Here is a 21,934-nt window from a genome sequence, read left to right on the forward strand (position 1 = left end):
TGTCATCAGGCACTCAGTTTCACCGGTTTCTCATCGAAATCGCTGGCCGGAATCAGATCAAGCTCAAATTCGTGCAGCATCGCTTTCAGACGGGTATGAAAGTTACGTAAGGTCTCTTCCACCCGCGCCGTATTTTCTTTGCCTTTAACCGTCGCCACAGACCAGTCGCCCTCTTTATCGAACAGACCGATATGGTAGACATAGGTAAAGTGATCGGCCTGTGCTTCCAGCTCCATCCACCAGCCCCAGAATTCACGCAGTTCCGGTGCCGGTTTCACATTGACGCAGGCAGCCAGGCAGTCGAAAAAGAAACGGGTTTCACCACATTTCCCATCGCGGATATACGGTCCCAGCTCAGTGAAGCGCTTAAGCAGGCGACTGCGGGGGTGACCACTCGGTAACGTCATGCTAATTCTCCATAGGTTTTGACCGATATCGATCCTCAATCATCCGGACTGTCGCGCCCGCTTCACGCCACGTCACTGGCATCAATCGCCAGGGGGCAGCGAAGCGCGCTGCAGCAGCCCGCAATAATTCAGGTAGTAGTTGTAGCAAATACTGTAAATTTTGCCAGTTACCTTTTTAAACGCTTCTCCAGCCAGTCGCAAATTTCATTTAGCGCCCGATCAAAACTGGCCATCATCGGCTTCACCGGAATCAGCAGCGCTTTGCCCTCCGCCGAGGAGTTGGCGATCAGTTTGCTCTCCTCTTCCGGGCTGAACAGATCGTTCTGCCAGTAGCCTGACAGCATCGGCGTCGGGGTACGCCGGCCCAGCAGCCCCTGGGTTTTCAGCGAATAGCGGTTGAGCTCGGTACGTAACGCGCTGTCAGACGAGGACGCCATGCCGAGCCGGCTTGCCAGCATATCCATGTACATATCCGGGATCTCATCCTGCAACGCAGTCTGGGTCAGCAGCGCATGCACAATCGGGCCGAGACAGGCGACCGCCCGCAGCCGTGACGACTCAAGGTAAGCCAGCCGTACCGCCACGTTGGCACCAAAGCGATAGCCAAACGCCGCCACGCGGGTGTGATCGATCCACGGCACCGTTTCCAGCTGACGCAGCACCTGCTGATGTAAAAAGCTGGTGTCCTGATTCAGCGTCCACTTCACCGAGTTGCCGACCGACGGTACATCAATGGTCAGCATCGCAATGCCGCGCGGCGCAAGATAGTCATGGAACAGCCGGTAATGATCGCTTTGTAACGAGTCGAGTGCGCCACAAAACAGGACGGTCGGATAAGGGGCATCGACGCCTGACGGCATATGCAGGAAACCGCTCACCGGACTGCCGCCGCTGATGGCGAAAGTCAGCGGCTTCAGCTCACCCGGCAGCCGCTGCGTCGCCTCTTCGTAGGCACGGTTAGCCAGCGTCTGGGCCTGGTCGGCCAGCTCATCGCCTTTGATATAGGGATAGGCAGCCACGCTATAGAGATGGGCAGCATGCAGCCAGTACTCGCCCGCTTCGCTGTCGTCGCTGCACTCCAGCGCTTTCTGCTGCCAGAAGCCCGCCTGGCGGCACCATTCGAAATTCCAGTTGCCGCCGCGAAAACCGATCACGGTGTCCAGCAGCGTCTCGTCGGTATGCTCAACGTCGCTGATGGCGATGCGCGCCAGCACTTCGCTGATCTCCTGCGGCGTCAGACCGCGCCAGGTCCACATCAGCTTATTCAGCATGCGATACCAGCCGCGCTGGCTGTCGCCATCAAGGGCGGAGTGCACGTCCGGGGTCGCGTGATGCTGGCGACGCACTAAAGAAGAGGTTTCAGGATGTTTAAAGCGTGGTTTGAACAACTCTTCGCTGAGATTTTTGCTCGACATACTCACTTCTCCTGCGGCATAAAACGGCGATAGCTTAGTGTACTGTACGCCAAATCAGGGTGCGAGGTGCAGAAAGCACAACGCCCGGAAAACCGGGCGTTGTTTAGGGAAGATTAATCAGTTTTTAACAATCGGCGGGATGTAGACCACGCCCATGTCCCACGGCTGCTCAATCCAGGTGTTCTGCGGAATGTCGACGATGTAATCATCGACCAGCTGGCGGCCAGCTGGTTTGGCAAAAATGGTGCAGAAGCGGGCTTTCGGGTACATCTCGCGGATCGCCTGCGCTGTTCCGCCGGTATCCACCAGGTCGTCAATGACGATGAAGCCTTCGCCATCACCTTCGGCGCGCTTCAGCACTTTCATTTCGCGCTGATGATCGTGATCGTAGCTGGAGATGCAAACGGTATCGACATAGCGAATCCCCAGTTCACGCGCCAGCAGCGAAGCCGGTACCAGACCGCCGCGGCTGACCGCGATAATGCCTTTCCACTGTTCAACAGGAAGCAGGCGCTGAGCCAGTTTACGGGCATGAATCTGTAGCATGTCCCAGGTAACGACGTATTTTTCGCTCATAGAATAGGAATCCCAGCCAACCGCGGTGGCTTAAAAATGTGCAACGGGGAAAAGGTTGCGCGAGATTATAAGGAGTTGACGCGCTAAAAACCAGCACCCGCGCGTCGGTTGCGGCTTTTTAGCGCGTCTGAGTGCGCACCCGGGGAAAAACAGTGATATTCTCAGGCCATCTCGCCAGATTCTCTGGCGGCGATCTTTCACTGGAAACTCGCGATGTCCGGCTGGTCCGGCGCACTGACACAGGAGACTTGTCGTGTCTGAATTGTCTCAACTCTCTCCACAGCCACTGTGGGATATTTTCGCTAAGATTTGCTCCATTCCTCATCCCTCTTTTCATGAAGAAGCGCTGGCGAGTTACATCGTCGGCTGGGCCAAAGAGCAAGGCTTCTGGTGTGAGCGCGATCAGGTCGGCAATATCCTGATTCGTAAACCCGCCACTGCCGGGATGGAAAACCGCAAGCCGGTCGCGCTGCAGGCCCACCTCGATATGGTGCCGCAGAAGAATAACGATACCGTACACGACTTCACCAAAGATCCGATTCAGCCGTGGATTGACGGCGAATGGGTCAAAGCGCGCGGCACCACGCTGGGGGCTGACAACGGCATCGGTATGGCATCGGCGCTGGCGGTACTGGCTGACAGCAGCCTGACCCACGGCCCGCTGGAAGTGCTGCTGACCATGACCGAAGAAACCGGCATGGATGGCGCTTTTGGTCTGCAACCCAACTGGCTGCAGGCCGAAATCCTGATCAACACCGACTCGGAAGAAGAAGGTGAGATCTACATGGGATGCGCGGGAGGTATCGACTTCGTTACCACCCTGCCACTGACCCGTGAAGCGGTGCCTGCCAGCTTTGAAACCCTGAAGCTGACGCTGAAAGGGCTGCGCGGTGGCCACTCCGGTGCCGACATTCATATGGGCCTCGGCAACGCCAACAAGCTGCTGGCGCGTTTCCTGGCGGCGCACGCTGCCGAACTGGATCTGCGTCTGCTGGCGTTCAGCGGCGGTACGCTGCGTAACGCCATTCCGCGTGAAGCCTTTGCAACCGTTGCAGTCGACAGCCACCAGGCCGATGCGCTGAAATCTGCTGCGGCGCATTTCCTGACCGCCATCCAGAACGAGCACGGCATTAAAGAGCCGAACATCGCGCTGGTCACCGAACCGCTGGCGCATCAGGGTGAAGCATTAACCGCCGACAGCCGCGATCGCTTCCTTAATCTGCTGAACAGCACGCCGAACGGCGTAATCCGTAACTCAGACGTCGCCAAAGGCGTGGTCGAAACGTCACTGAATATCGGCGTGGTGACGATGGAAGCGGATAAAGCAGAAATCAACTGCCTGATCCGTTCACTGATCGACACCGGACGCGATTATGTGGTGCAGATGCTGACCTCGCTTGGCCAGCTGGCAGGCGCGCAGACCAAAGCGAAAGGCGGCTACCCAGGCTGGCAGCCAGACGCGGACTCGCCGATCATGGCGCTGACCCGTCAGACCTATATCGCGCTGTTCGACAAAACGCCAAACATTCAGGTGATTCACGCCGGTCTGGAGTGCGGTCTGTTCAAAAAACCGTATCCACAGATGGATATGGTGTCGATCGGTCCGACCATTACCGGTCCGCACTCACCGGATGAGCAGGTACACATTGAAAGCGTCGGCCTTTACTGGAAATTGCTGACCACCTTGCTGAATGTGGTGCCAGAAAAGTAATCTCACCGCAAAAAGTTTAACCAGGCTTCGGCCTGGTTTTTTTATGCCCGCCGTGCCGCAACAGCATAATTCACCACCCCGAACGCCCTTCCCCGCCTGAATACGCCACGCTTTCACGCTTCGCTGGTTTTAGCCGCCGTTATGTCCAGATGTCTGGATGGCTAATACCGTTTCGTGCTAGCTTATGCGCTTTCGGTCGTTGCCGCGCCTGAAGCTTCAGGAAAAAATGCGGCCAGTGATTCTTCAGGAGAATGGTGACATGGCTGCGTTAAACCGCCTCGAGATGCGTAACATCTCCATCGCTTTTGGCGGATTTGCCGCACTCTCATCGGTAGATTTCGTCAGTGAAGGCCACTCTGTTCACGCGCTGACCGGCGCGAATGGCGCAGGAAAATCGACCCTGATGGCGGTGCTGTCCGGCGCCCACAGTCACTACAGCGGCGAGATCCTGCTGGATGGCGTTCCGGTCACCCTCCGCAGCCCGCGCGACGCAAAGCAGTTGGGGATTCATCTGGTTCAGCAGGAAGTTGATGTGGCGCTGGTGCCACAGCTCAGCGTGGCGGAAAACATACTGCTGGATCGGCTGGCGGAACCAGGCCACCGCTACCGCTGGGGTGAGATACGTCGTCAGGCGCAAGCCTTACTGGCGCAGCTCGAGGTGACGCTGGACGTCAATCGGCTGGTCGAGCGCTGCACCCTCGCTGAAAAGCAACAGATCCTGCTGGCGCGTGCGCTGTCGCATCATTGCCGCTTTCTGATTCTGGATGAACCCACCGCCCCGCTCGACCAGCATGAGAGCGAGCGGCTATTCACCGTGGTGCGTCGCCTGCAGGCCAGCGGTATCGGCGTGATATTTATCTCTCACCGGATTCACGAACTGAAAGCGATTTGCGATCGCCTGACGGTGCTGCGCGATGGCCGGCTGATTGAAAGCGGCCCGATGGCTGCGCTAAGCGGTGAGCAGATTGTGGAAAAAATGCTTGGGCATCAGCTCACCGACATCTATCCCGCCCGGCGTGAACCACAGCCGCAGCCGCTACTACTGGCGGTCGACGGACTGCATGATGAACACCTGCTGCAGGATATCTCGCTGCGGCTGCATCAGGGCGAAATTCTCGGCATCGCCGGACTGGCCGGTGCCGGAAAGACCGAACTGTGCAAAGCGCTGTTTGGTGCCAGTAAAAGCCGCGTCAGTCGGGGAGAGCTGCACGGCCAGCCGTGGCAGCCGCGCTCCCCGCACGATTCGGTCAGCCGGCGCATGGCGCTGGTGCCGGAAGAGCGGCGTAAAGAGGGCATCTTTATTGATGAATCGGTGGCGATGAATCTGAGCGTCAGCGCGGACGACAGTTTCTCGCGCTGGAGCCTGTTCGGCCATCGCCAGGCGTGGCGCTGGGCAGAGGCCATCATTCAGCGACTTCAGGTGCGGACTACCGGTCCGGCCCAACCACTGCGCCGCCTCTCCGGGGGGAATCAGCAAAAAGTGGCGATTGGCAAATGGCTGCGTAACAACGCCGACGTGCTGATTTTCGATGAGCCGACCAAAGGCGTCGATATCAAAGCCAAAACCGAACTGTTCACTCTGATCGATGGTCTGGCGCGCGAAGGCAAAGGCATTATCTACGCGTCAGGTGAATTTTCTGAACTGGTCGGCTTATGCGACCGGATTTGTGTGCTCTGGGATGGACGCATTGTGGCTGAACTGGCCGCGCGCGATGTCACTGAAGAGACGCTTTTGCTTTATTCCACCGGAGGAACCCCTGCGTGAGCAGCAAAGAAACCAGCCTGAATCTGCCATCATCTTCATGGCGTCATCAACTGTTCGACTTCCTTTATAAATGGGGCATGTTACTGACGGTGGTGATCCTGATCGCCGCCTTTGGCCTGGCCTCAGACAGTTTTCTCGAACCTAACAACATCATCAATATTTTGCGATCGATTGCGATTGTTACGGTCATCGCGGTCGGCGTATCGATCTCACTGACTGTCGGCGGCTTCGATCTTTCGGTCGGCTCGACCGCTTCGCTGGCCAACGCGCTGGTGATTTCGCTGTTTGTCTGGCACGGCCTCGACACCACCGAAGCAATCCTGATTACCCTGGCGCTCTGCAGCCTGGTCGGGCTGTTTAACGCCTTTCTGATTGTCATCCTGCGGATCCCCGACATGCTGGCCACGCTGGCGACGCTGTTTGTGATTCAGGGCGTGGCGATGACCTACAGCTTTGGCGGCTCGATCACGGAAAACATGGTGTTGCCGAGCGGCGATATGGCGGAAGGCACTATCCCGGCGGCGTTTGGCCTGCTGGGTCAGGTGCCAGCCATCGTGATCATTATGCTGGTGGTAACGGTCGTGGCCCAGCTGGCGCTGTCGCTGACCAAACATGGCCGCCGGATGTATGCCCTCGGCGGCAATCCCGAAGCGGCGCGACTCTCCGGTATCCGCACTACCCGCTATCGCGTGCTGGCCTATGTGATCGCCTCGCTGCTGGCCGGACTGGGCGGCATTCTGCTGGCCTCACGTATTGGTTCATCACAGGTTAACGCCGGTGGCGGCTACCTGATGGATGCGGTGGCGGCGGCGTGGATTGGCTTCTCGCTGGCGGGATCGGGCAAACCGAATGCGCTCGGCACGCTGGTCGGCGCGGTGATCCTCGGGGTATTGCAGAACGGCCTGGTGATGCTCTCCGTCCCCTATTACGCCATGGACATTATTAAAGGGCTGGTGCTGGCTTTGGCACTGGCAATCACCTATATCCAGCGCCGCTGAGGCGCACTGACCGGAGTTGATAATAATGCAAAAAATAACGCTCTCGCTGCTGGCCCTGAGCCTGCTGAACGCCAGCGCCGCTTTCGCGGAGACCGTTACCCCGGTGCCCGCGGCTATCGCCAGTCACGACGGCCCGATCCGCATCGCGGTGATCCGTAACCTCGGTTCTGACGATAACACCACCCAGTTTGTCGCAGGTGCGATTCAGCAGGGCCGTCAGCTCGGCTTTAAGGTCAGCACTTTCCTCAGTAACGGCGACGACGCGCGTTTCCAGGATTTCGTTAACCAGGCGATCAGCCAGAAGTATGACGGCATCGTGCTGTCGCACGGTAAAGCGCCCTACGCCAGCGGTCTGGTCAAACGCATCGCCGACGCCGGTATTAAGCTGTCGGTGTTTGATACCCCGGTTGATAACCCGATTGAGGGCGTGACCGTGACGGCGCAGGATGACGCATCGCTGGCGCAGCTGTCGCTGGGTCAGTTAATCAGCGATTTCAACGGCAAAGCCAACATCGTCAAATTGTGGGTGGCGGGCTTCCCGCCAATGGAACGCCGTCAGGTGGTGTACGAGAAACTGCTGAAGGAGAATCCTGGCATTCATCAGCTGGAGTCGATTGGCGCCGTCTCTACCGATGTACAGGGTGATACCGCAAACAAGATTGGGGCCATTCTGGCGAAATACCCGAAAGGCAAGATTGACGCCATCTGGGGCGCGTGGGACGCCTTCAGCCAGGGCGCCTATAAAGCGCTGCAGGAGAACGGGCGTACCGAGATCAAGCTCTACAGCATCGATGTCTCGAACCAGGATTTGCAGCTGATGCGTGAGAAGAACAGCCCGTGGGTTCAGACCGTGGCGGTGGACCCGAAAACCATTGGCGCGGTAAACATGCGTCTGGTAGCGAAAAAGATTGCCGGTGAAGCGACGCCAGCCACCTATCAGTTTAAGGCTGCGTCGATCTCTCAGCAGCAGCTCAACAGCCAGCCCGGCGCGGTAAACGTTGCCTCGCTGAATAAAATCGTCCCAGGCTGGGGTAGTAATGACGATTTCGTCGCGCCGTGGTTCGCCACTCTGGCAGCGAAAAATCACAAGTAAGTGACGGCGCGTCAGTACTGGCAGGCACGCCAGGCTGACGCGCACTTATCGCCAGACCGCGCTACAACCCCAGTAACAGCTGTCGTTCCAGCTGGGGATCGAGCAGGGTGACGTGCAACCCCACCAGCCTGACGCCCCGCCCGACCCGACGCTCATCCCAGGTTTTTTTGGCAATCGCGATCATGTCCTCTTTATTCAGCACCGGCCAGATGTGTTCCTGGGTGGTCTGCTGAAAGTCGCTGAACTTCAGTTTCACGCCCTGCCGCGCCACCTGCTTATCGGGCCGAATCTGGCTCAGCCGGCGATCCAGCTCGGCATAGAGAAAATCGATGATCTCCAGGCAGGCGTCCCAGTCGTTAATGTCTTCGGCCAGCGTACGCTCAACCCCGAGTGATTTACGTTCCCGCTCAACCACCACGCCACGCTCGTCAATGCCGTTGCTGCGCTCCCACAGCACCCGGCCAAACTTACCAAAGCGCTTCAGCAACTGGGCTAAATCCGCCTTCTGCACATCTCCGCAGGTCACCAGGCCCATCTCCTCCAGCTTTTTTGCCGACACCTTGCCCACGCCCGGGATCTTCGCCAGCGGCAGCGTCAGTAAAAAACCGGACATCTCCGCCGGCGTGATGACAAACTGTCCGTCCGGCTTATTCATGTCGGAGGCGATTTTCGCCAGAAATTTAATCGGTGCGATGCCGGCCGAGGCGGTCAGCTGAGTTTCACGCAGGATAGTCGCGCGGATATCCTGGGCGATCAGGGTGGCAGAGCCGTGGCAGTGCGGGCTGTCTGTCACATCCAGATAGGCTTCATCCAGCGACAGCGGTTCAATCAGCGGTGTGTAGCGGGTGAAGATCTCGCGAATCTGCGCCGAGGCTTCTTTGTAGGCATCAAAGCGGCCTGGCAGCAGCCGCAGATGGGGACATAACTTGAGCGCCATCCCGGTCGGCATGGCGCTGCGCACGCCATATTTGCGCGCCGGGTAGTTAGCGGTACTGATGACACCGCGACGTTCGCGGCTGCCGCCGATGGCAATCGGGATGTCACGCAACAGGGGATTATCGCGCATCTCCACCGCAGCATAGAAGCAGTCCATATCGACATGAATGATTTTACGCATACCCCCTCCAGCACTGGATAAGTATACAGTTGGCGAAGGTAACTGCAATATTTGTCGCGGCCGGCATTAAAGTTTACAAATTTCTGTCCGTATTCTGTTCAGGAAATCGCGAATTTCTGGCGCGCTGTCTTGCTAAAAAAACAGACAATGTTTAATGTTGCGCTGCGGTAGCGGATAGTTCCGATAATGCAAGCAGAGACGCACGATTCGCGTCATTGTTCTCTTCACCTCAAGGTACACACAGCATGGGCAAAATCGCACTCCTGTTTGCGATGATTTTACTGCCAGCCCTCAGCATGGCAATGACCCCAGAACCCGCTCAGCAAGCGGCACCGGTCAGTAAAGAATTAAAGAAACAGTTACTCGGCACGCCGGTTTATATTCAGATTTTCAAGGAAGAGCGTACCCTCGAACTGTACGGCAAAATTGGTAACGAATACCGCCTGCTGGATACCTATCGCATCTGTAATTTTTCTGGTGGTCTCGGCCCGAAACGTCGTGAAGGCGATTTCAAAAGCCCGGAAGGATTTTATAACGTCAGGCTGAACCAGCTGAAACCGGATAGCCGGTTTTATCGCGCGATCAATATCGGCTTTCCGAACCAGTACGATCGCAATCAGGGCTACAGCGGTAACTACCTGATGATTCATGGCGACTGTAAGTCGATTGGCTGCTATGCCATGACGAACGCCTATATGGATGAGATCTTTACTTATGTCAATGCGGCGCTGCGTAACGGCCAGCAGGATATCAGCATCAGTATCTATCCATTCCGCATGACCGACAGCAATATGCAGCGTCACCGTTACTCTACCTACGCCAGTTTCTGGCAGCAGTTGCAGCCGGGTTACGCTTATTTTGCGAAGTATCACCAGCCACCAACGGTTAACGTCGCCAGCGGTAAGTATGTGATGAACAGCAGCCCGGTAGTGACCAATCCCGAAGCTGCTTCACGCTCATTCCTGGCGCTCTCCAAGGCAGAATAACGCCCACTCACCTGGCACAATCCGCTGCCAGGTTTCATTGGCCGTCAGCGGCTGCGTCGCAATCACCGTCACCACGTCATGCGGCGTGGTGTGCTGCTGAAAATCAACCTCTACATCCTGATCGAGCAGCTGTGCGCGGCCAAACGGCGCGCGTCGGGTGATCCAGAACAGGTTGGTGGAGCAGAAGGCCATCAGATAACGCCCGTCCGACAGCAGCATGTTAAACACCCCTTTCTGCCGCAGGCTGCCCGCCAGTTCACCGATGAAGCGAAACACCGCTGGCCAGTTACCCGGCGTGCGGGGATAACGCGTCGCCAGCTGATGTAAAATCCAGCAGAACGCCTTTTCGCTGTCGGTCTCCCCGACCGGACGAAAGGTCCCGGTCTCCAGCTGACGGTAGCCCTTTAGCTGCCCGTTATGGGCGTAGGTCCAGTTACGGCCCCACAGTTCGCGGGTAAACGGATGGGTGTTTTCCAGCGAGACCTGACCGCGATTCGCCTGGCGGATGTGCGCCACCACCGAATGCGATTTGATCGGGTACTCCTGCACCAGCCGCGCTATCGGCGAATTGAAGCTCGGCAGAGGATCCTTAAAGGTACGACAGCCTTTATCTTCGTAAAAGGTAATGCCCCAGCCATCTTTATGTGGGCCGGTTCCGCCACCACGCTGCACCAGGCCGGTAAAGCTGAAACAGATATCCGTGGGAACATTGGCGCTCATCCCGAGCAATTCGCACATAGCCACCACCTTAGAGTAAGACGCCTCCCGCCAGGCGAGAGGCCAGAGTGTTACTTCACCATCTCTTTTTCGATCAGCAGCATCAGAATATGGATCACTTTAATGTGGATCTCCTGAATGCGATCGGCATAACCAAAGTGCGGCACCCGGATTTCAATGTCAGCACTGCCCGCCATCTTACCGCCATCTTTGCCGGTCAGGGTGATCACTTTCATCCCCTGCGCCCGCGCCGCCTCAATCGCCTTAATGATGTTGGCCGAGTTGCCGGAGGTGGAGAGCCCCAGCAGCACATCGCCCGGACGGCCTACCGCTTCAACATAACGCGAAAAGACGTAATCGTAGCCAAAGTCGTTACTGACGCAGGAGAGATGGCTGACGTCTGAAATCGCAATCGCCGGATAGCCAGGACGATTTTCACGATAGCGACCGGTCAGCTCTTCGGCGAAATGCATCGCGTCGCAGTGCGACCCACCGTTGCCGCAGGAGAGCACCTTGCCGCCCGCCTTGAAACTGTCAGCCAGCAGCACCGCAGCACGCTGGATCGCATGGATATTCGCGTCATCGCTGAGGAATTTATTCAGCGTATCGGCGGCTTCGTTGAGCTCAGAGCGGATGATGTCCTGGTACATAGGGAGGTCCTTTTTTAGCAGAGGTTAATCGCAGCAAGTTTAACGGAATGCCTGGGCGGCGCAAAGCATCACGCCATTCCGGCCCGATCGCCGCTGGCATTATCTCTGCACAGCCGCCAGCGAAACGGGTCGGAAAATTGATTTTGTGAGTCAGGTTGTAATTGCGATGTAAACGAATTGATAAAAAGAGCCAACTGCTCTAAACCTCTACTCAACAGGTCAGACCTCTTACTACTTACGGAGCGGTTCATTATGATGGTTGTTTCGATACTTGCCACGGTGGTGCTGATTGGCGCCCTGTTCTACCACCGCCTGTCGTTGCGGCTGAGCAGCCTGATTCTGCTGCTGTGGACCGCGGCGATGGCGGCCGCACACCTCTGGACGCCGTGGCTGCTGCTGCCACTGGCTATTATTCTGTTGCCGTTTAACCTGCCGTCGCTGCGCCGTAATCTGTTTTCAAAACCGATACTGCAGCGTTTTCAGCAGGTGATGCCGCCAATGTCACGCACCGAGAAAGAAGCGATCGATGCCGGAACCACCTGGTGGGAAGGCGATCTGTTTCAGGGCAAACCGGACTGGCAGAAGCTGCATAACTATCCTCAGCCGCACCTGACACCGGATGAGCAGGCCTTCCTGGAGGGTCCGGTTGAAGAAGCGTGCCGGCTGGCGAATGATTTCCAGATTACTCATGAAATGGCCGATCTGCCGCCGGAACTGTGGGCTTATCTGAAACAGCATCGCTTCTTCGCGATGATCATCAAAAAAGAGTATGGCGGGCTGGAGTTTTCCGCTTATGCCCAGGCTCGCGTGTTGCAGAAACTGGCTGGCGTATCGGGCATCCTGGCGATTACCGTCGGTGTACCGAACTCGCTCGGTCCGGGCGAACTGCTGCAGCACTACGGTACTGACGAACAGAAAAACCACTATTTACCGCGTCTGGCGCGTGGCGATGAAATCCCCTGCTTCGCCCTGACCAGCCCGGAAGCCGGCTCAGATGCCGGTGCGATTCCCGATACCGGCGTAGTGTGTATGGGTGAATGGCAGGGTCAGCAGGTGCTGGGTATGCGCCTGACCTGGAACAAACGCTACATCACGCTGGCGCCTATCGCGACCGTGCTGGGGCTGGCGTTTAAACTGTCCGATCCCGATCATCTGCTCAGCGATAACACCCATCCGGGCATTACCTGCGCGTTGATCCCGACCAACACCCCCGGCGTGGAAATCGGTCACCGTCACTTCCCGCTTAACGTGCCGTTCCAGAACGGTCCGACCCGTGGTAAGGATATTTTCGTGCCGATCGATTACATCATCGGCGGACCGGAAATGGCCGGACAGGGCTGGCGTATGCTGGTTGAATGTCTGTCAGTGGGTCGCGGCATTACCCTGCCGTCCAACTCGACCGGCAGCCTGAAAAGCGTGGCGCTGGCAATTGGTGCCTATGCCCATATCCGCCGTCAGTTCAGACTGTCGATCGGTAAAATGGAAGGGATTGAAGAGCCACTGGCACGCATTGCCGGTAATGCTTACGTGATGGATGCGGCAGCAACGCTGATCACCGCCGGTATTATGCAGGGTGAAAAACCGGCGGTACTGTCGGCGATTGTGAAATATCACTGCACCCATCGCGGTCAGCGGGCGATCATCGACGCGATGGATATTGCCGGCGGTAAAGGCATTATGCTCGGTAACAGCAACTTCCTGGCGCGCGCCTATCAGGGTGCACCGATCGCGATTACCGTTGAAGGGGCGAACATCTTAACCCGCAGCATGATCATCTTCGGCCAGGGGGCAATTCGTTGCCATCCTTATGTTCTGCAGGAGATGGCGGCCGCGGCCAGTAACGACGTTGACGCTTTTGATCGGGCGCTGTTCAGCCATATCGGCCACGTCGGCAGTAATCAGGTGCGCAGTCTGTGGCTCGGCCTGACCGGCGGACGCACCAGCGCCACCCCGACCCGTGATGCGACGCGTCGTTATTATCAGCATCTCAACCGCATCAGCGCCAACCTCGCGTTGCTGTCAGATGTCTCAATGGCGGTGCTGGGCGGTAGCCTGAAACGTCGTGAACGCATCTCGGCGCGACTGGGTGATGTCCTGAGCCAGCTTTATCTGGCCTCTGCCACGCTGAAGCGCTACGACGATGAAGGCCGTAACGAAGCCGATCTGCCGCTGGTGCATTGGGGCGTTCAGGATGCGCTGCATCAGGCGGAAGTGGCTATCGATGACCTGCTGCGCAACTTCCCTAACCGGCTGGTGGCGGGTGCGTTACGCCTGGTGATTTTCGCCGGTGGTCATCACTGCCCGGCACCGTCCGATCGTCTTGATCATCAGCTGGCAAAAATGCTGCAACTGCCGTCTGCCACCCGCACACGTCTGGGACGCGGACAGTATCTGGCACCGGTTGATAACAATCCGGCCGGTCAGCTGGAACAGGCGTTGCAGGATGTAATGGCTGCGGAAGTGATTCACGACAGACTGAGCAAACAGAGCAAGCAGCACCTCTCCTTTACCCGGCTGGATGAGCTGGCAAAACGGGCGCTGGAGCAGGGCTGGATTGACGATAAAGAAGCCGAGATATTGCGCCGCGCAGAAACCAGCCGCCTGCGTTCTATCAATGTGGATGAGTTTGAAGCGGATGCACTGGCGGTACCGGTGCCAGAGAAGAAACCTCAATCCGCTTCGGCACGTGCCAGCGAGGCGGCATAAGGCGGCGGGCCGATGTGATGTCGGCCCGTTAATTGAGCGCAGGCTCAGGGAGCGTATGCCCTCCGTAAAGACGCAACAACGCCATCAATGGCTTTAGCGTTTAATCTGAGCGTGCTTCCTGCGCTGGCATCCCCCTCATCGCCAGCAAGATTCTTGTTTTATCTAAAGGCCGACATCACGTCGGCCTTTTTTATCCTGCCTGACGGATGCGGGCAATCAGCGCATCCACATTTTCTACATGATCGGCCGCCAGTATCAGCGTGCGTCCCAGGTTAATCGCGTTACGGATGCAGTCGGTACGCATCGCCGGATCGGCGATCAGCTTCATATCCGCCACATGTGACATTCCCACCGTGCGGCGAATCAGTTCGGTACCGCAGTAGCCGATGGTATCCGCCCATACTTTGCGCAGGAAGGCATCGACATAGCCGGGATAAGCCAGCGCCACGTCAGCGGTTTTCTCCGCCGCCAGCGCCTGGAAACGGCTGGAGAAGGTTGTCCAGACGCTATGCACATCGCTCAGGCGTTGCTCACGGGCATCGGCGGCTTCACGCGGCGGCAGCAGACCGGGCAGGCCGCAATAGTTGATCAGCAGATTGCCGAGCGCGGTGCCGATATCAAAGCCCATCGGCCCGAAATAGCCAAATTCAGCATCAATCGCTTTCAGGCTACCGTCCGCGACAAAAATCGATCCGCTGTGGATATCGCCATGCAGCAAGGCTTCGGCATGGGCAAAGAAGCGGTGCTTGAGACCAGCTACCGCAATACGCAGCGCATCATCGTGACGCAGGCTGGCCACTAACGGCTCCAGCGCCGCCGGATAGCTGTTACGCGGATGATCGGTGTAGGGATCGTTAAAGAACAGATCTTCGGTGATCTCGCACATTTCCGGATTAATGAAGCGCGCCACTTCCGCTTTCTTCTGATGCGGATGCAGCACGAAATCGGAGGTGTTAAACAGCGTCTGTGCCAGATATTCGCCCAGCTGCCGTGGCGCGTCAGGATAGTAAACGCCCTTTACCAGCTCGCTACGCCAGATACGGTGGCTGGAGAGATCTTCCATCACCATCACCGCCAGATCCGCATCGTAATGGGTAATCTGCACCGTGTGCTGTGGGCAATATTTGTAGTGCTCGACCAGGGTCTGCGCTTCAAGCCGCGCCCGATCCAGCGTCAGAGGCCATGACTCGCCGACGCAGCGCACATAAGGCAACGCCTGCTTGACCACCACCCGGCTGTTGCCCTGATCGTCATAAATTTTGAACACCAGGTTAAGATTGCCGTCACCAATTTCCTCGGCACGGCTCAGGGCGGAAGGATTATCCAGACCGCCGAATTGTCGGGCATAGTCCACCGCATCAGCAGCGGTGAAGGTACGGTATTGCGACATTGCCTGTTCCTCATCATTCGAAGGCTGAATAAACCCGGTGTAAAAGCCGTTCAGACGTCTATACATCCGTCGAGCATGTTGGCACAATATCTGACATTAACGCAACAGGGATTTCACCCACCATGCAGACTCTCCAAACCACCAGCTTACAGGTTCGTGACAATCAGCTCTGGATCCTCGATCAGCAGGCGCTGCCGCAGCAAAAAAACTGGCTACCAGCGCACAGTGTGGCGCAGCTGGTTGAGCATATTCACGCGCTGCGGGTGCGCGGTGCGCCACTGATTGGCCTTTCCGCCTCGTTATTGCTGGCGTTGCTGGCAGAACAGGGACAGACGCAGAGGCAACTGGCTGAGTCGCTGGCGATCCTGCGTGCTGCCCGCCCTACCGCCGTCAATCTGATGAATAACCTTGATCGGATGAAACAGGCGCTGGCGCAACCGGCGTTCGCTACCGCGCTGGCCGAGGAAGCCTGGCGACTGGTCGAAGAAGATAAACAGCTGTGCGAGGCGATTGCCACCGCAGGCAGCACGCTGGTAAAACCCAACAGCCAGCTGCTGACCCACTGTAACACCGGCGGGCTGGCAACGGCGGGCGTCGGCACCGCGCTGGGGGTAATCATCCTCGCTCATCAGCAGGGCCGGGTTAACAACGTCTGGGTCGATGAAACCCGTCCGCTGTTGCAGGGCGGCCGGCTAACGGCCTGGGAGCTGGGCGAACGGGCGGTTCCTTATACCCTGATTACCGACAGCATGGCCGCCAGTCTGATGGCCAGCAAACAGGTGGACGCAGTGTGGGTCGGCGCTGACCGGATTGCCGCCAACGGCGACGTCGCCAATAAGATCGGCACCTACAGCCTGGCGGTACTGGCACACTATCATCAGATCCCGTTTTATGTGGCCGCGCCGCACACCACGCTGGATCGCAGCTGCCCGAACGGTGCGGCGATTCCGATCGAGCAGCGCGCTGCCAGTGAAGTGACCGGCGTGGCCGGCAGTTTTGGCAGCGTGCAGTGGGCACCTGAAGCGGCGAACGTCTACAACCCGGCGTTTGATGTGACGCCAGCCGCCCTGATTAGCGGTTGGGTTCTGGATACCGGCGTGGTAACACCGGAGCAGGTAGCGGCGGGAATTTTCCAGCCCCAGTGAGTCAGACGGCCACCGCGCACTGTTCTGCGCGGTGGCCGAAGCGGCTCAGCCGATTACGCCAGTCGTGGATAGGCGTCGGCAATCCTGTCACCGGTAAAGTTAGCGATCCACCCTTCCTGATTATCAAAAATCCGAATCGCGGTGAAATGCGGCGACGATCCCATATCAAACCAGTGTGGCGTACCGGCAGGCACCGAGATCAGATCGTTCTTTTCGCACAGGATCTGCAGGATCTCGCCATCCAGATGCAGGCAGAACAAACCCGCGCCCTCAACAAAGAAACGCACTTCATCTTCGCCGTGGGTGTGTTCGGAAAGAAACTTTTCGCGCAGCACCGTTTTCTGCGGATTGTCCGCCCGCATGCTGATCACGTCCCAGCTCTGATAGCCCTTCTCCGCCACCAGCCGGTCAATCGCATGCTGATAGGCGGTGATAACCGCTGCTGCGTCCGGGTTTTCCCCCAAATCGCGATCGGCTTCCCAGCGTTCAAAGCGGACGCCTTTAGTATTCAGCCGCTCAGCGATCGCCTGCGGGTCGGTGCTGTGCCATATCGGCTGGCTGGCTTCGCTGTCGGTAAAAATAGTCAGTGCACTCATTTTAAATCGACTCCAGGTTAATCTCAGAAAAATCAGTGACCTGACGGTGGCAACTTGCGCCATCCGCCTCACCACGTATCAGCTGCAGGGTATGCCAGCCAGCCTGGGCAGCCGCATCCAGCTCCTGATGAATATCCGACAGGAACAGCAGTTGCTCCGCTGGCAGGCCAATCTGTGCGGCAATGGTGTGATACGCCGCGACTTCACGTTTAGCGCCGACGTGCGTATCGAAGTAGCCGCTGAATAAGCCAGTAATATCACCTTCGTCGCTGTAGCCAAATAACAATTTCTGCGCCGCAACCGAGCCTGAGGAATATACATAGAGTTTACGACCCTGCGCCTGCCAGGCGGTCAGGGCCGGGAGCACATCGGGATAAAGATGGCCGGTGAAACTGCCGTTGAGATAGCCATCACGCCAGATCATCCCCTGCAGCGCTTTCAGTCCGGTAGATTTACGATCCTGATCCATAAAGCTGAACAGGATCTGCGTCAGGGTCGGCAGATCGGCCTGCGGCTGATCGACCTCAGCCCGCACCGCCTCAAGTGCAGCCTGCACCTCTGGCTGATGCTGCTGGTCACGCAGGAACGTCGCCAGATGCTGGCGCGCGTAAGGAAACAGGATGTTATGGACAAAGCGGATATCGCTGGTGGTGCCTTCAATATCGGTAACAATGGCGCGGATCATGTGTTCTCCAGCAGGCGACGTTGACGTTCACATTCAAATAAAAATTCCAGCCCTTCCAGCTGGCGACGCGCTTCGCTGACATCGCGGCCCCAGCAGGTTAAGCCGTGACCGCGCAGCAGGAAGCCATAGCGCAGCGGAAACCGGGCGGCGTAATCTTCAATTTCCGACGCCAGCGCCGCAATGTCCTGGCTGTTATCGAACACCGGGATGGCGACGGTATCCAGGTGATTATGCTGACCGGTGAGCGTTTTCTGCATCTCATAACCGTGCAGCAGCAGCGCCGCGCCCTGCTCGACCCGCGATAACACCGTCGCATTCACGGTATGGGTGTGCAGCACCGCGCCCGCCTCAGGAAAGAGCCGATAGATCAGCGTGTGCAGGCCGGTTTCCGCCGACGGCTTGCGGCCGGAGAGCGCCTGGCTGGTGGCAATATCGACCTGGATAAAGTCATCACGCGTCAGCGTGCCTTTATCTTTACCGGATTCGCTCAGCAGACAGATCTGCGCATCCTGACGCACAGACATATTACCGCCGGTCGCGGGTGCCCAGCCCTTCGCACCAATCCAGTGACAGGCGGCGACCAGCTGATCTAACGGGTGAATATCCGACATAGGGTTTCCTTGCAGTGGAATGTGATGGCTGGTAACTCAGATAACGGTAACGGCCCTAAAAATACAACAGGTTAAGTTTGCTACTTTGCCAGCAAAGCTCACGATGTCTTTTCAATGATTCCTGTATCAGCAAAGCTCATAATCCCTGCCAAATGATCCGTGTGTCAGCAAGGCGGTAAGCGCGCTTATCCCCGGGAGCTGACATCAGTCAGTGACCGGGGTAAGCAAACGCAGGCAACGCCGCTGCCGCGCGGAGCATGAAGGCAGGCAAGGCGGTAAGCGCGCATCCCCATGAGCTTACATCAGTCAGTGACCGGGGTAAGCAAACGCAACCATCGCCGCTGAGGTGCAGAGCATGACGCATTGTAAATGCTAAATGATCCGCATCTCAGCAAGGCGGCAAGTGCGCGCATCCCCATGAGCTTACAAGAGTAAGTGACCGGGGTAAGCAAACGCAGCCAACGCCGCTGAGGTGCGGAGCATGACGCATTTAGCCGTCTAAGCGTCTCGATTGCCAAATACTACCATCCTGTTTATAGTGGCACAAACACCGGGTGACTCCGCATCGACATTCGCGCTTAAGGCCAGAAAACCATGACGCAGCACAACCTGATTCCTGACAGCAAACTTCCGGCGCTTGGGACGACCATTTTTAGCCAGATGAGTGCGCTGGCACAGCAGCACAACGCTATTAACCTTTCTCAGGGCTTTCCCGATTTTAACGGGCCGGACTATTTGCAGCAGCGGCTGGCGTATCACGTTAGTCAGGGTGCGAATCAGTATGCCCCGATGACCGGCGCTTTGCCGTTACGCGAGGCGATTGCGGAGAAAACCGCTGAGCTTTATGACTATCGTCCGGACGTCGAGCGCGAGATTACGGTTACTGCCGGGGCGACTGAGGCACTGTACGCGGCAATTACCGCGCTGGTCAGGCCGGGCGATGAGGTGATCTGTTTTGATCCCAGCTACGACAGCTATGCGCCAGCGGTTGAACTGTCGGGTGGGGTGCTGAAGCGCATCGCCCTGCAACCACCGACCTTTCGCGTTGACTGGTCGGCCTTTGGTGCGCTGCTGAGTGAGAAAACCCGGCTGGTGATCCTGAATACGCCGCACAATCCTTCGGCTACCGTCTGGCGGCGCGAGGATTATGCCGCGCTGTGGCAGGCGATTGCCGGGCTGCCGGTGTATGTGCTGAGCGACGAAGTGTATGAACACATCTGCTTTGATCCGGCAGGTCATGCCAGCGTACTGGCTCATCCGGAACTGCGTCAGCGCGCTATTGCCGTCTCTTCGTTTGGCAAAACCTTCCACATGACCGGCTGGAAAGTGGGTTACTGCATTGCACCGGCGGCGATCAGCGCTGAAGTACGCAAGGTACATCAGTATCTGACCTTTTCGGTCAATACCCCGGCGCAGCTGGCGATTGCCGATATGCTGCGTCACCAGCCGGAACATTATCGCGAGCTGCCGGCGTTTTATCAGGCGCGTCGCGACCAGCTGATTGCGGCCTTGCAGCATAGCCGCTTCAGGATTCTGCCGTGCGAAGGCACCTATTTTTTACTGGTGGACTACAGCGCAATCTCCGATCTGGACGATGTCAGTTTCTGCCAGTGGCTGACCAAAGAAGCAGGCGTGGCGGCGATACCGCTGTCGGTGTTCTGCGCCGATCCCTTCCCTCATAAACTGATTCGCCTCTGTTTTGCTAAACAGCAAGCGACGTTAGATGCCGCCGCGGAGCGCTTATGTCAGCTTTAAACCTCACCGTATTGCAGGAGACCCTGAGCTGGATGGATGGCGAGGCGAATCTGCGCCATTTCGATCAGCAACTGGCTGGCATTACCGGACGCGATTTAATTCTGCTGCCGGAAATGTTTACCACCGGCTTTGCGATGGAGGCGGCAAAAAGCTCGTTGCCTCAGACGCAGGTGGTGGAATGGCTGCAACATCATGCCCGGCAGACTGACGCCCTGATCGGCGGCAGTGCGGCGATCCAGACCGAAAACGGCGCGGTAAACCGCTTTTTACTGGTCGAGCCGGACGGAACGCTGCATCAGTACGACAAGCGGCATCTGTTTCGTATGGCGGATGAGCATCATCACTATTTGCCCGGCGAGCAGCGTCAGATAGTTGAATGGCGCGGCTGGCGCATTCTGCCACAAATCTGTTATGACCTGCGTTTCCCGGTTTTTTCACGTAACCGCAATGATTACGATCTGGCGCTGTACGTCGCCAACTGGCCTGCGCCGCGTGCGTTGCACTGGCAGGCGCTGCTGTTAGCGCGCGCGATTGAGAATCAGGCTTACGTGGCGGGCTGTAACCGGGTCGGCAGTGATGGCAACCAGCATCAGTACCGTGGCGACAGCCAGATTATTTCGCCGCAGGGTGCGATCCTGCAGGCGGCCGAGCCGTTCCAGCGCGCCCGGCTGGATGCCGCGCTGTCGCTGGAGGCGCTCAATGCTTATCGTGAACGCTTCCCGGCCTGGCAGGATGCGGATCGGTTTACGCTGTAGTCTGTCGCGCAAGCCTGGCCGACAGCAATCAGCTGCCGCGATAGGTTGACCACGACCACGGCGAGATCAGGAACGGCAGATGAAAATGGCTGCCCGCTTCGGCAATGACAAAATCGATCTGGGCGCTGACATAAAGCGCATCCCGACCGGCGGCGGCAAAATAGTCGCCAATCTCCGCAGTTAAGCGGTAGTGACCCGGCGTCAGCGGCTCCGGGGTCAGGGTTTTCAGTCGGCCATCGCTGTCGGTTTCGCCCTGAGACAGCGGGAACCACCCTTCCGGGCTGTTCTGCTCCAGCGAAATCGCCACGCCGCTGGCCGGTTTGCCTATTGCCGTATCAAGAATATGGGTCGTGACAGTACTCATTCTATGCTCTCCTCCAGCCGTAACAGGGTAATTTCACGCAGCTGATCCAGCGCTTCCTGCTGCTCAGCCTGCTGATCATTCTGGAGCCGACGCTGCAATTCCGCCAGCATCTGCTCTGCGCTGCGTCCTTTGGCTCGGATTAAAAATACCCGGCCAAAGCGCGCCTCATAAGTCTGATTGCCCTGTTGCATCGCCTGTTGTAGCGACCGATCGGCCTGCTGCATAGCAGACTGTTCGCCGCGCGACAGCGTCGCCTGTTTGTCGCTTCCGCTGGCCCGTTCGCCGATACGTGGATGGGCAGCCAGCGCCGCCTGTAAAGCATCGCCCTGCCACTGTCGCGCCAGTGCATCGCCGGTGGCGAGCAGTGCCGCCAACGATGCATAGGGACGCGCCGCCACCAGCGCCTGCTGCCAGTGCGGGATCGCCACACAGTGGGCAATCGCCGCCAGTGCCTGCTCTTCCGGCAACTGATTAAAGGTGGTTAATTGCATG

The 21,934-nt window shown here is 57.8% G+C and carries 21 protein-coding genes; 9 read left to right on the forward strand and 12 right to left on the reverse strand.

Annotated features, from left to right (window positions below; translation table 11 throughout):
• Positions 1 to 5: 5 nt before the first annotated feature.
• The 3 genes from crl to gpt form a co-directional block, all read right to left on the reverse strand.
• On the reverse strand, positions 6 to 407 hold the full coding sequence (gene crl / locus AABB92_RS10635; RefSeq protein WP_031374988.1) for a sigma factor-binding protein Crl: 402 nt from the start codon (positions 405 to 407) through the stop codon (positions 6 to 8).
• Positions 408 to 574: 167 nt separating this feature from the next.
• Positions 575 to 1,822, reverse strand: a complete 1,248-nt coding sequence (frsA, locus tag AABB92_RS10640) for an esterase FrsA (protein WP_046288500.1) — start codon at positions 1,820 to 1,822, stop codon at positions 575 to 577.
• Between the two features lie 117 nt (positions 1,823 to 1,939).
• A complete protein-coding gene (gene gpt / locus AABB92_RS10645; RefSeq protein WP_031374987.1) occupies positions 1,940 to 2,398 on the reverse strand; it encodes a xanthine phosphoribosyltransferase in 459 nt (152 codons plus the stop codon).
• A 253-nt stretch (positions 2,399 to 2,651) separates the two neighbouring features.
• On the opposite strand from gpt, the gene pepD reads away from it, so the two are divergent.
• The 4 genes from pepD to AABB92_RS10665 all read left to right on the forward strand — a co-directional run bounded on the left by pepD (position 2,652) and on the right by AABB92_RS10665 (position 7,965).
• Positions 2,652 to 4,109, forward strand: coding sequence for a beta-Ala-His dipeptidase (pepD, locus tag AABB92_RS10650; protein WP_031374986.1), 1,458 nt, complete (start codon positions 2,652 to 2,654; stop codon positions 4,107 to 4,109).
• A 259-nt stretch (positions 4,110 to 4,368) separates the two neighbouring features.
• Positions 4,369 to 5,874 carry a sugar ABC transporter ATP-binding protein gene (locus AABB92_RS10655; protein ID WP_031374985.1) on the forward strand — a complete coding sequence of 502 codons (1,506 nt, stop codon included), beginning with the start codon at positions 4,369 to 4,371 and terminating at the stop codon, positions 5,872 to 5,874.
• Positions 5,871 to 6,872: an ABC transporter permease gene (locus AABB92_RS10660; protein ID WP_031374984.1), complete on the forward strand. Its 1,002-nt coding sequence runs from the start codon at positions 5,871 to 5,873 to the stop codon at positions 6,870 to 6,872. The genes AABB92_RS10655 and AABB92_RS10660 overlap by 4 nt, the downstream gene beginning before the upstream one ends.
• A gap of 25 nt (positions 6,873 to 6,897) precedes the next feature.
• Positions 6,898 to 7,965 (forward strand): sugar ABC transporter substrate-binding protein, encoded by a 1,068-nt coding sequence (locus AABB92_RS10665; protein ID WP_031374983.1) that lies wholly within the window; start codon positions 6,898 to 6,900, stop codon positions 7,963 to 7,965.
• A gap of 61 nt (positions 7,966 to 8,026) precedes the next feature.
• On the opposite strand, the gene dinB is transcribed toward AABB92_RS10665, so the two are convergent.
• Entirely contained in the window at positions 8,027 to 9,082 is a 1,056-nt protein-coding gene (gene dinB / locus AABB92_RS10670; protein WP_046288501.1) for a DNA polymerase IV, read from the reverse strand.
• A gap of 245 nt (positions 9,083 to 9,327) precedes the next feature.
• On the opposite strand from dinB, the gene dpaA reads away from it, so the two are divergent.
• Complete coding sequence (gene dpaA / locus AABB92_RS10675; RefSeq protein WP_031374982.1) at positions 9,328 to 10,068, forward strand: peptidoglycan meso-diaminopimelic acid protein amidase; 741 nt, start codon at positions 9,328 to 9,330, stop codon at positions 10,066 to 10,068.
• Here the strand turns inward: dpaA and AABB92_RS10680 are convergent.
• Both AABB92_RS10680 and lpcA read right to left on the reverse strand, forming a co-directional pair.
• A complete protein-coding gene (locus AABB92_RS10680) occupies positions 10,039 to 10,806 on the reverse strand; it encodes a class II glutamine amidotransferase (RefSeq protein ID WP_031374981.1) in 768 nt (255 codons plus the stop codon). The two genes, dpaA and AABB92_RS10680, sit on opposite strands and share 30 nt — an antisense overlap.
• Positions 10,807 to 10,856: 50 nt before the next feature.
• Positions 10,857 to 11,435, reverse strand: coding sequence for a D-sedoheptulose 7-phosphate isomerase (lpcA, locus tag AABB92_RS10685; protein WP_031374980.1), 579 nt, complete (start codon positions 11,433 to 11,435; stop codon positions 10,857 to 10,859).
• Between the two features lie 252 nt (positions 11,436 to 11,687).
• Between lpcA and fadE the strand changes: the two genes are divergently transcribed.
• Positions 11,688 to 14,141, forward strand: coding sequence for an acyl-CoA dehydrogenase FadE (gene fadE / locus AABB92_RS10690; RefSeq protein WP_031374979.1), 2,454 nt, complete (start codon positions 11,688 to 11,690; stop codon positions 14,139 to 14,141).
• A 190-nt stretch (positions 14,142 to 14,331) separates the two neighbouring features.
• Here fadE and mtnK read toward each other — a convergent pair whose 3' ends face one another.
• The gene (gene mtnK / locus AABB92_RS10695; RefSeq protein ID WP_031374978.1) at positions 14,332 to 15,531 is read right to left on the reverse strand and encodes an S-methyl-5-thioribose kinase; all 1,200 of its coding nucleotides are present in this window, start codon (positions 15,529 to 15,531) and stop codon (positions 14,332 to 14,334) included.
• Between the two features lie 122 nt (positions 15,532 to 15,653).
• Here mtnK and mtnA point away from each other — a divergent pair, with 122 nt between their 5' ends.
• On the forward strand, positions 15,654 to 16,676 hold the full coding sequence (gene mtnA / locus AABB92_RS10700) for an S-methyl-5-thioribose-1-phosphate isomerase (RefSeq protein WP_031374977.1): 1,023 nt from the start codon (positions 15,654 to 15,656) through the stop codon (positions 16,674 to 16,676).
• A gap of 53 nt (positions 16,677 to 16,729) precedes the next feature.
• Here mtnA and AABB92_RS10705 read toward each other — a convergent pair whose 3' ends face one another.
• The 3 genes from AABB92_RS10705 to AABB92_RS10715 are packed head-to-tail and all read right to left on the reverse strand — an operon-like array spanning position 16,730 to position 18,568.
• Positions 16,730 to 17,272 (reverse strand): 1,2-dihydroxy-3-keto-5-methylthiopentene dioxygenase, encoded by a 543-nt coding sequence (locus AABB92_RS10705; protein ID WP_046288502.1) that lies wholly within the window; start codon positions 17,270 to 17,272, stop codon positions 16,730 to 16,732.
• Position 17,273: 1 nt separating this feature from the next.
• Positions 17,274 to 17,957, reverse strand: coding sequence for an acireductone synthase (gene mtnC / locus AABB92_RS10710; RefSeq protein WP_031374976.1), 684 nt, complete (start codon positions 17,955 to 17,957; stop codon positions 17,274 to 17,276).
• Positions 17,954 to 18,568, reverse strand: coding sequence for a methylthioribulose 1-phosphate dehydratase (locus tag AABB92_RS10715; RefSeq protein WP_031374975.1), 615 nt, complete (start codon positions 18,566 to 18,568; stop codon positions 17,954 to 17,956). Before AABB92_RS10715 ends, mtnC begins: the two co-directional genes overlap by 4 nt.
• Before the next feature lie 594 nt (positions 18,569 to 19,162).
• On the opposite strand from AABB92_RS10715, the gene AABB92_RS10720 reads away from it, so the two are divergent.
• Entirely contained in the window at positions 19,163 to 20,323 is a 1,161-nt protein-coding gene (locus AABB92_RS10720) for a pyridoxal phosphate-dependent aminotransferase (RefSeq protein ID WP_031374974.1), read from the forward strand.
• On the forward strand, positions 20,311 to 21,078 hold the full coding sequence (locus AABB92_RS10725) for an amidohydrolase (protein WP_031374973.1): 768 nt from the start codon (positions 20,311 to 20,313) through the stop codon (positions 21,076 to 21,078). Before AABB92_RS10720 ends, AABB92_RS10725 begins: the two co-directional genes overlap by 13 nt.
• A 28-nt stretch (positions 21,079 to 21,106) precedes the next feature.
• Here AABB92_RS10725 and uraH read toward each other — a convergent pair whose 3' ends face one another.
• Both uraH and uraD read right to left on the reverse strand, forming a co-directional pair.
• The gene (gene uraH / locus AABB92_RS10730; RefSeq protein ID WP_031374972.1) at positions 21,107 to 21,442 is read right to left on the reverse strand and encodes a hydroxyisourate hydrolase; all 336 of its coding nucleotides are present in this window, start codon (positions 21,440 to 21,442) and stop codon (positions 21,107 to 21,109) included.
• On the reverse strand, positions 21,439 to 21,933 hold the full coding sequence (uraD, locus tag AABB92_RS10735; protein WP_031374971.1) for a 2-oxo-4-hydroxy-4-carboxy-5-ureidoimidazoline decarboxylase: 495 nt from the start codon (positions 21,931 to 21,933) through the stop codon (positions 21,439 to 21,441). Before uraD ends, uraH begins: the two co-directional genes overlap by 4 nt.
• Between the last annotated feature and the right edge of the window lies 1 nt (position 21,934).

The organism is Pantoea brenneri, from assembly GCF_038594305.1.
GTDB classification, from domain to species: Bacteria; Pseudomonadota; Gammaproteobacteria; order Enterobacterales; family Enterobacteriaceae; genus Pantoea; species Pantoea brenneri.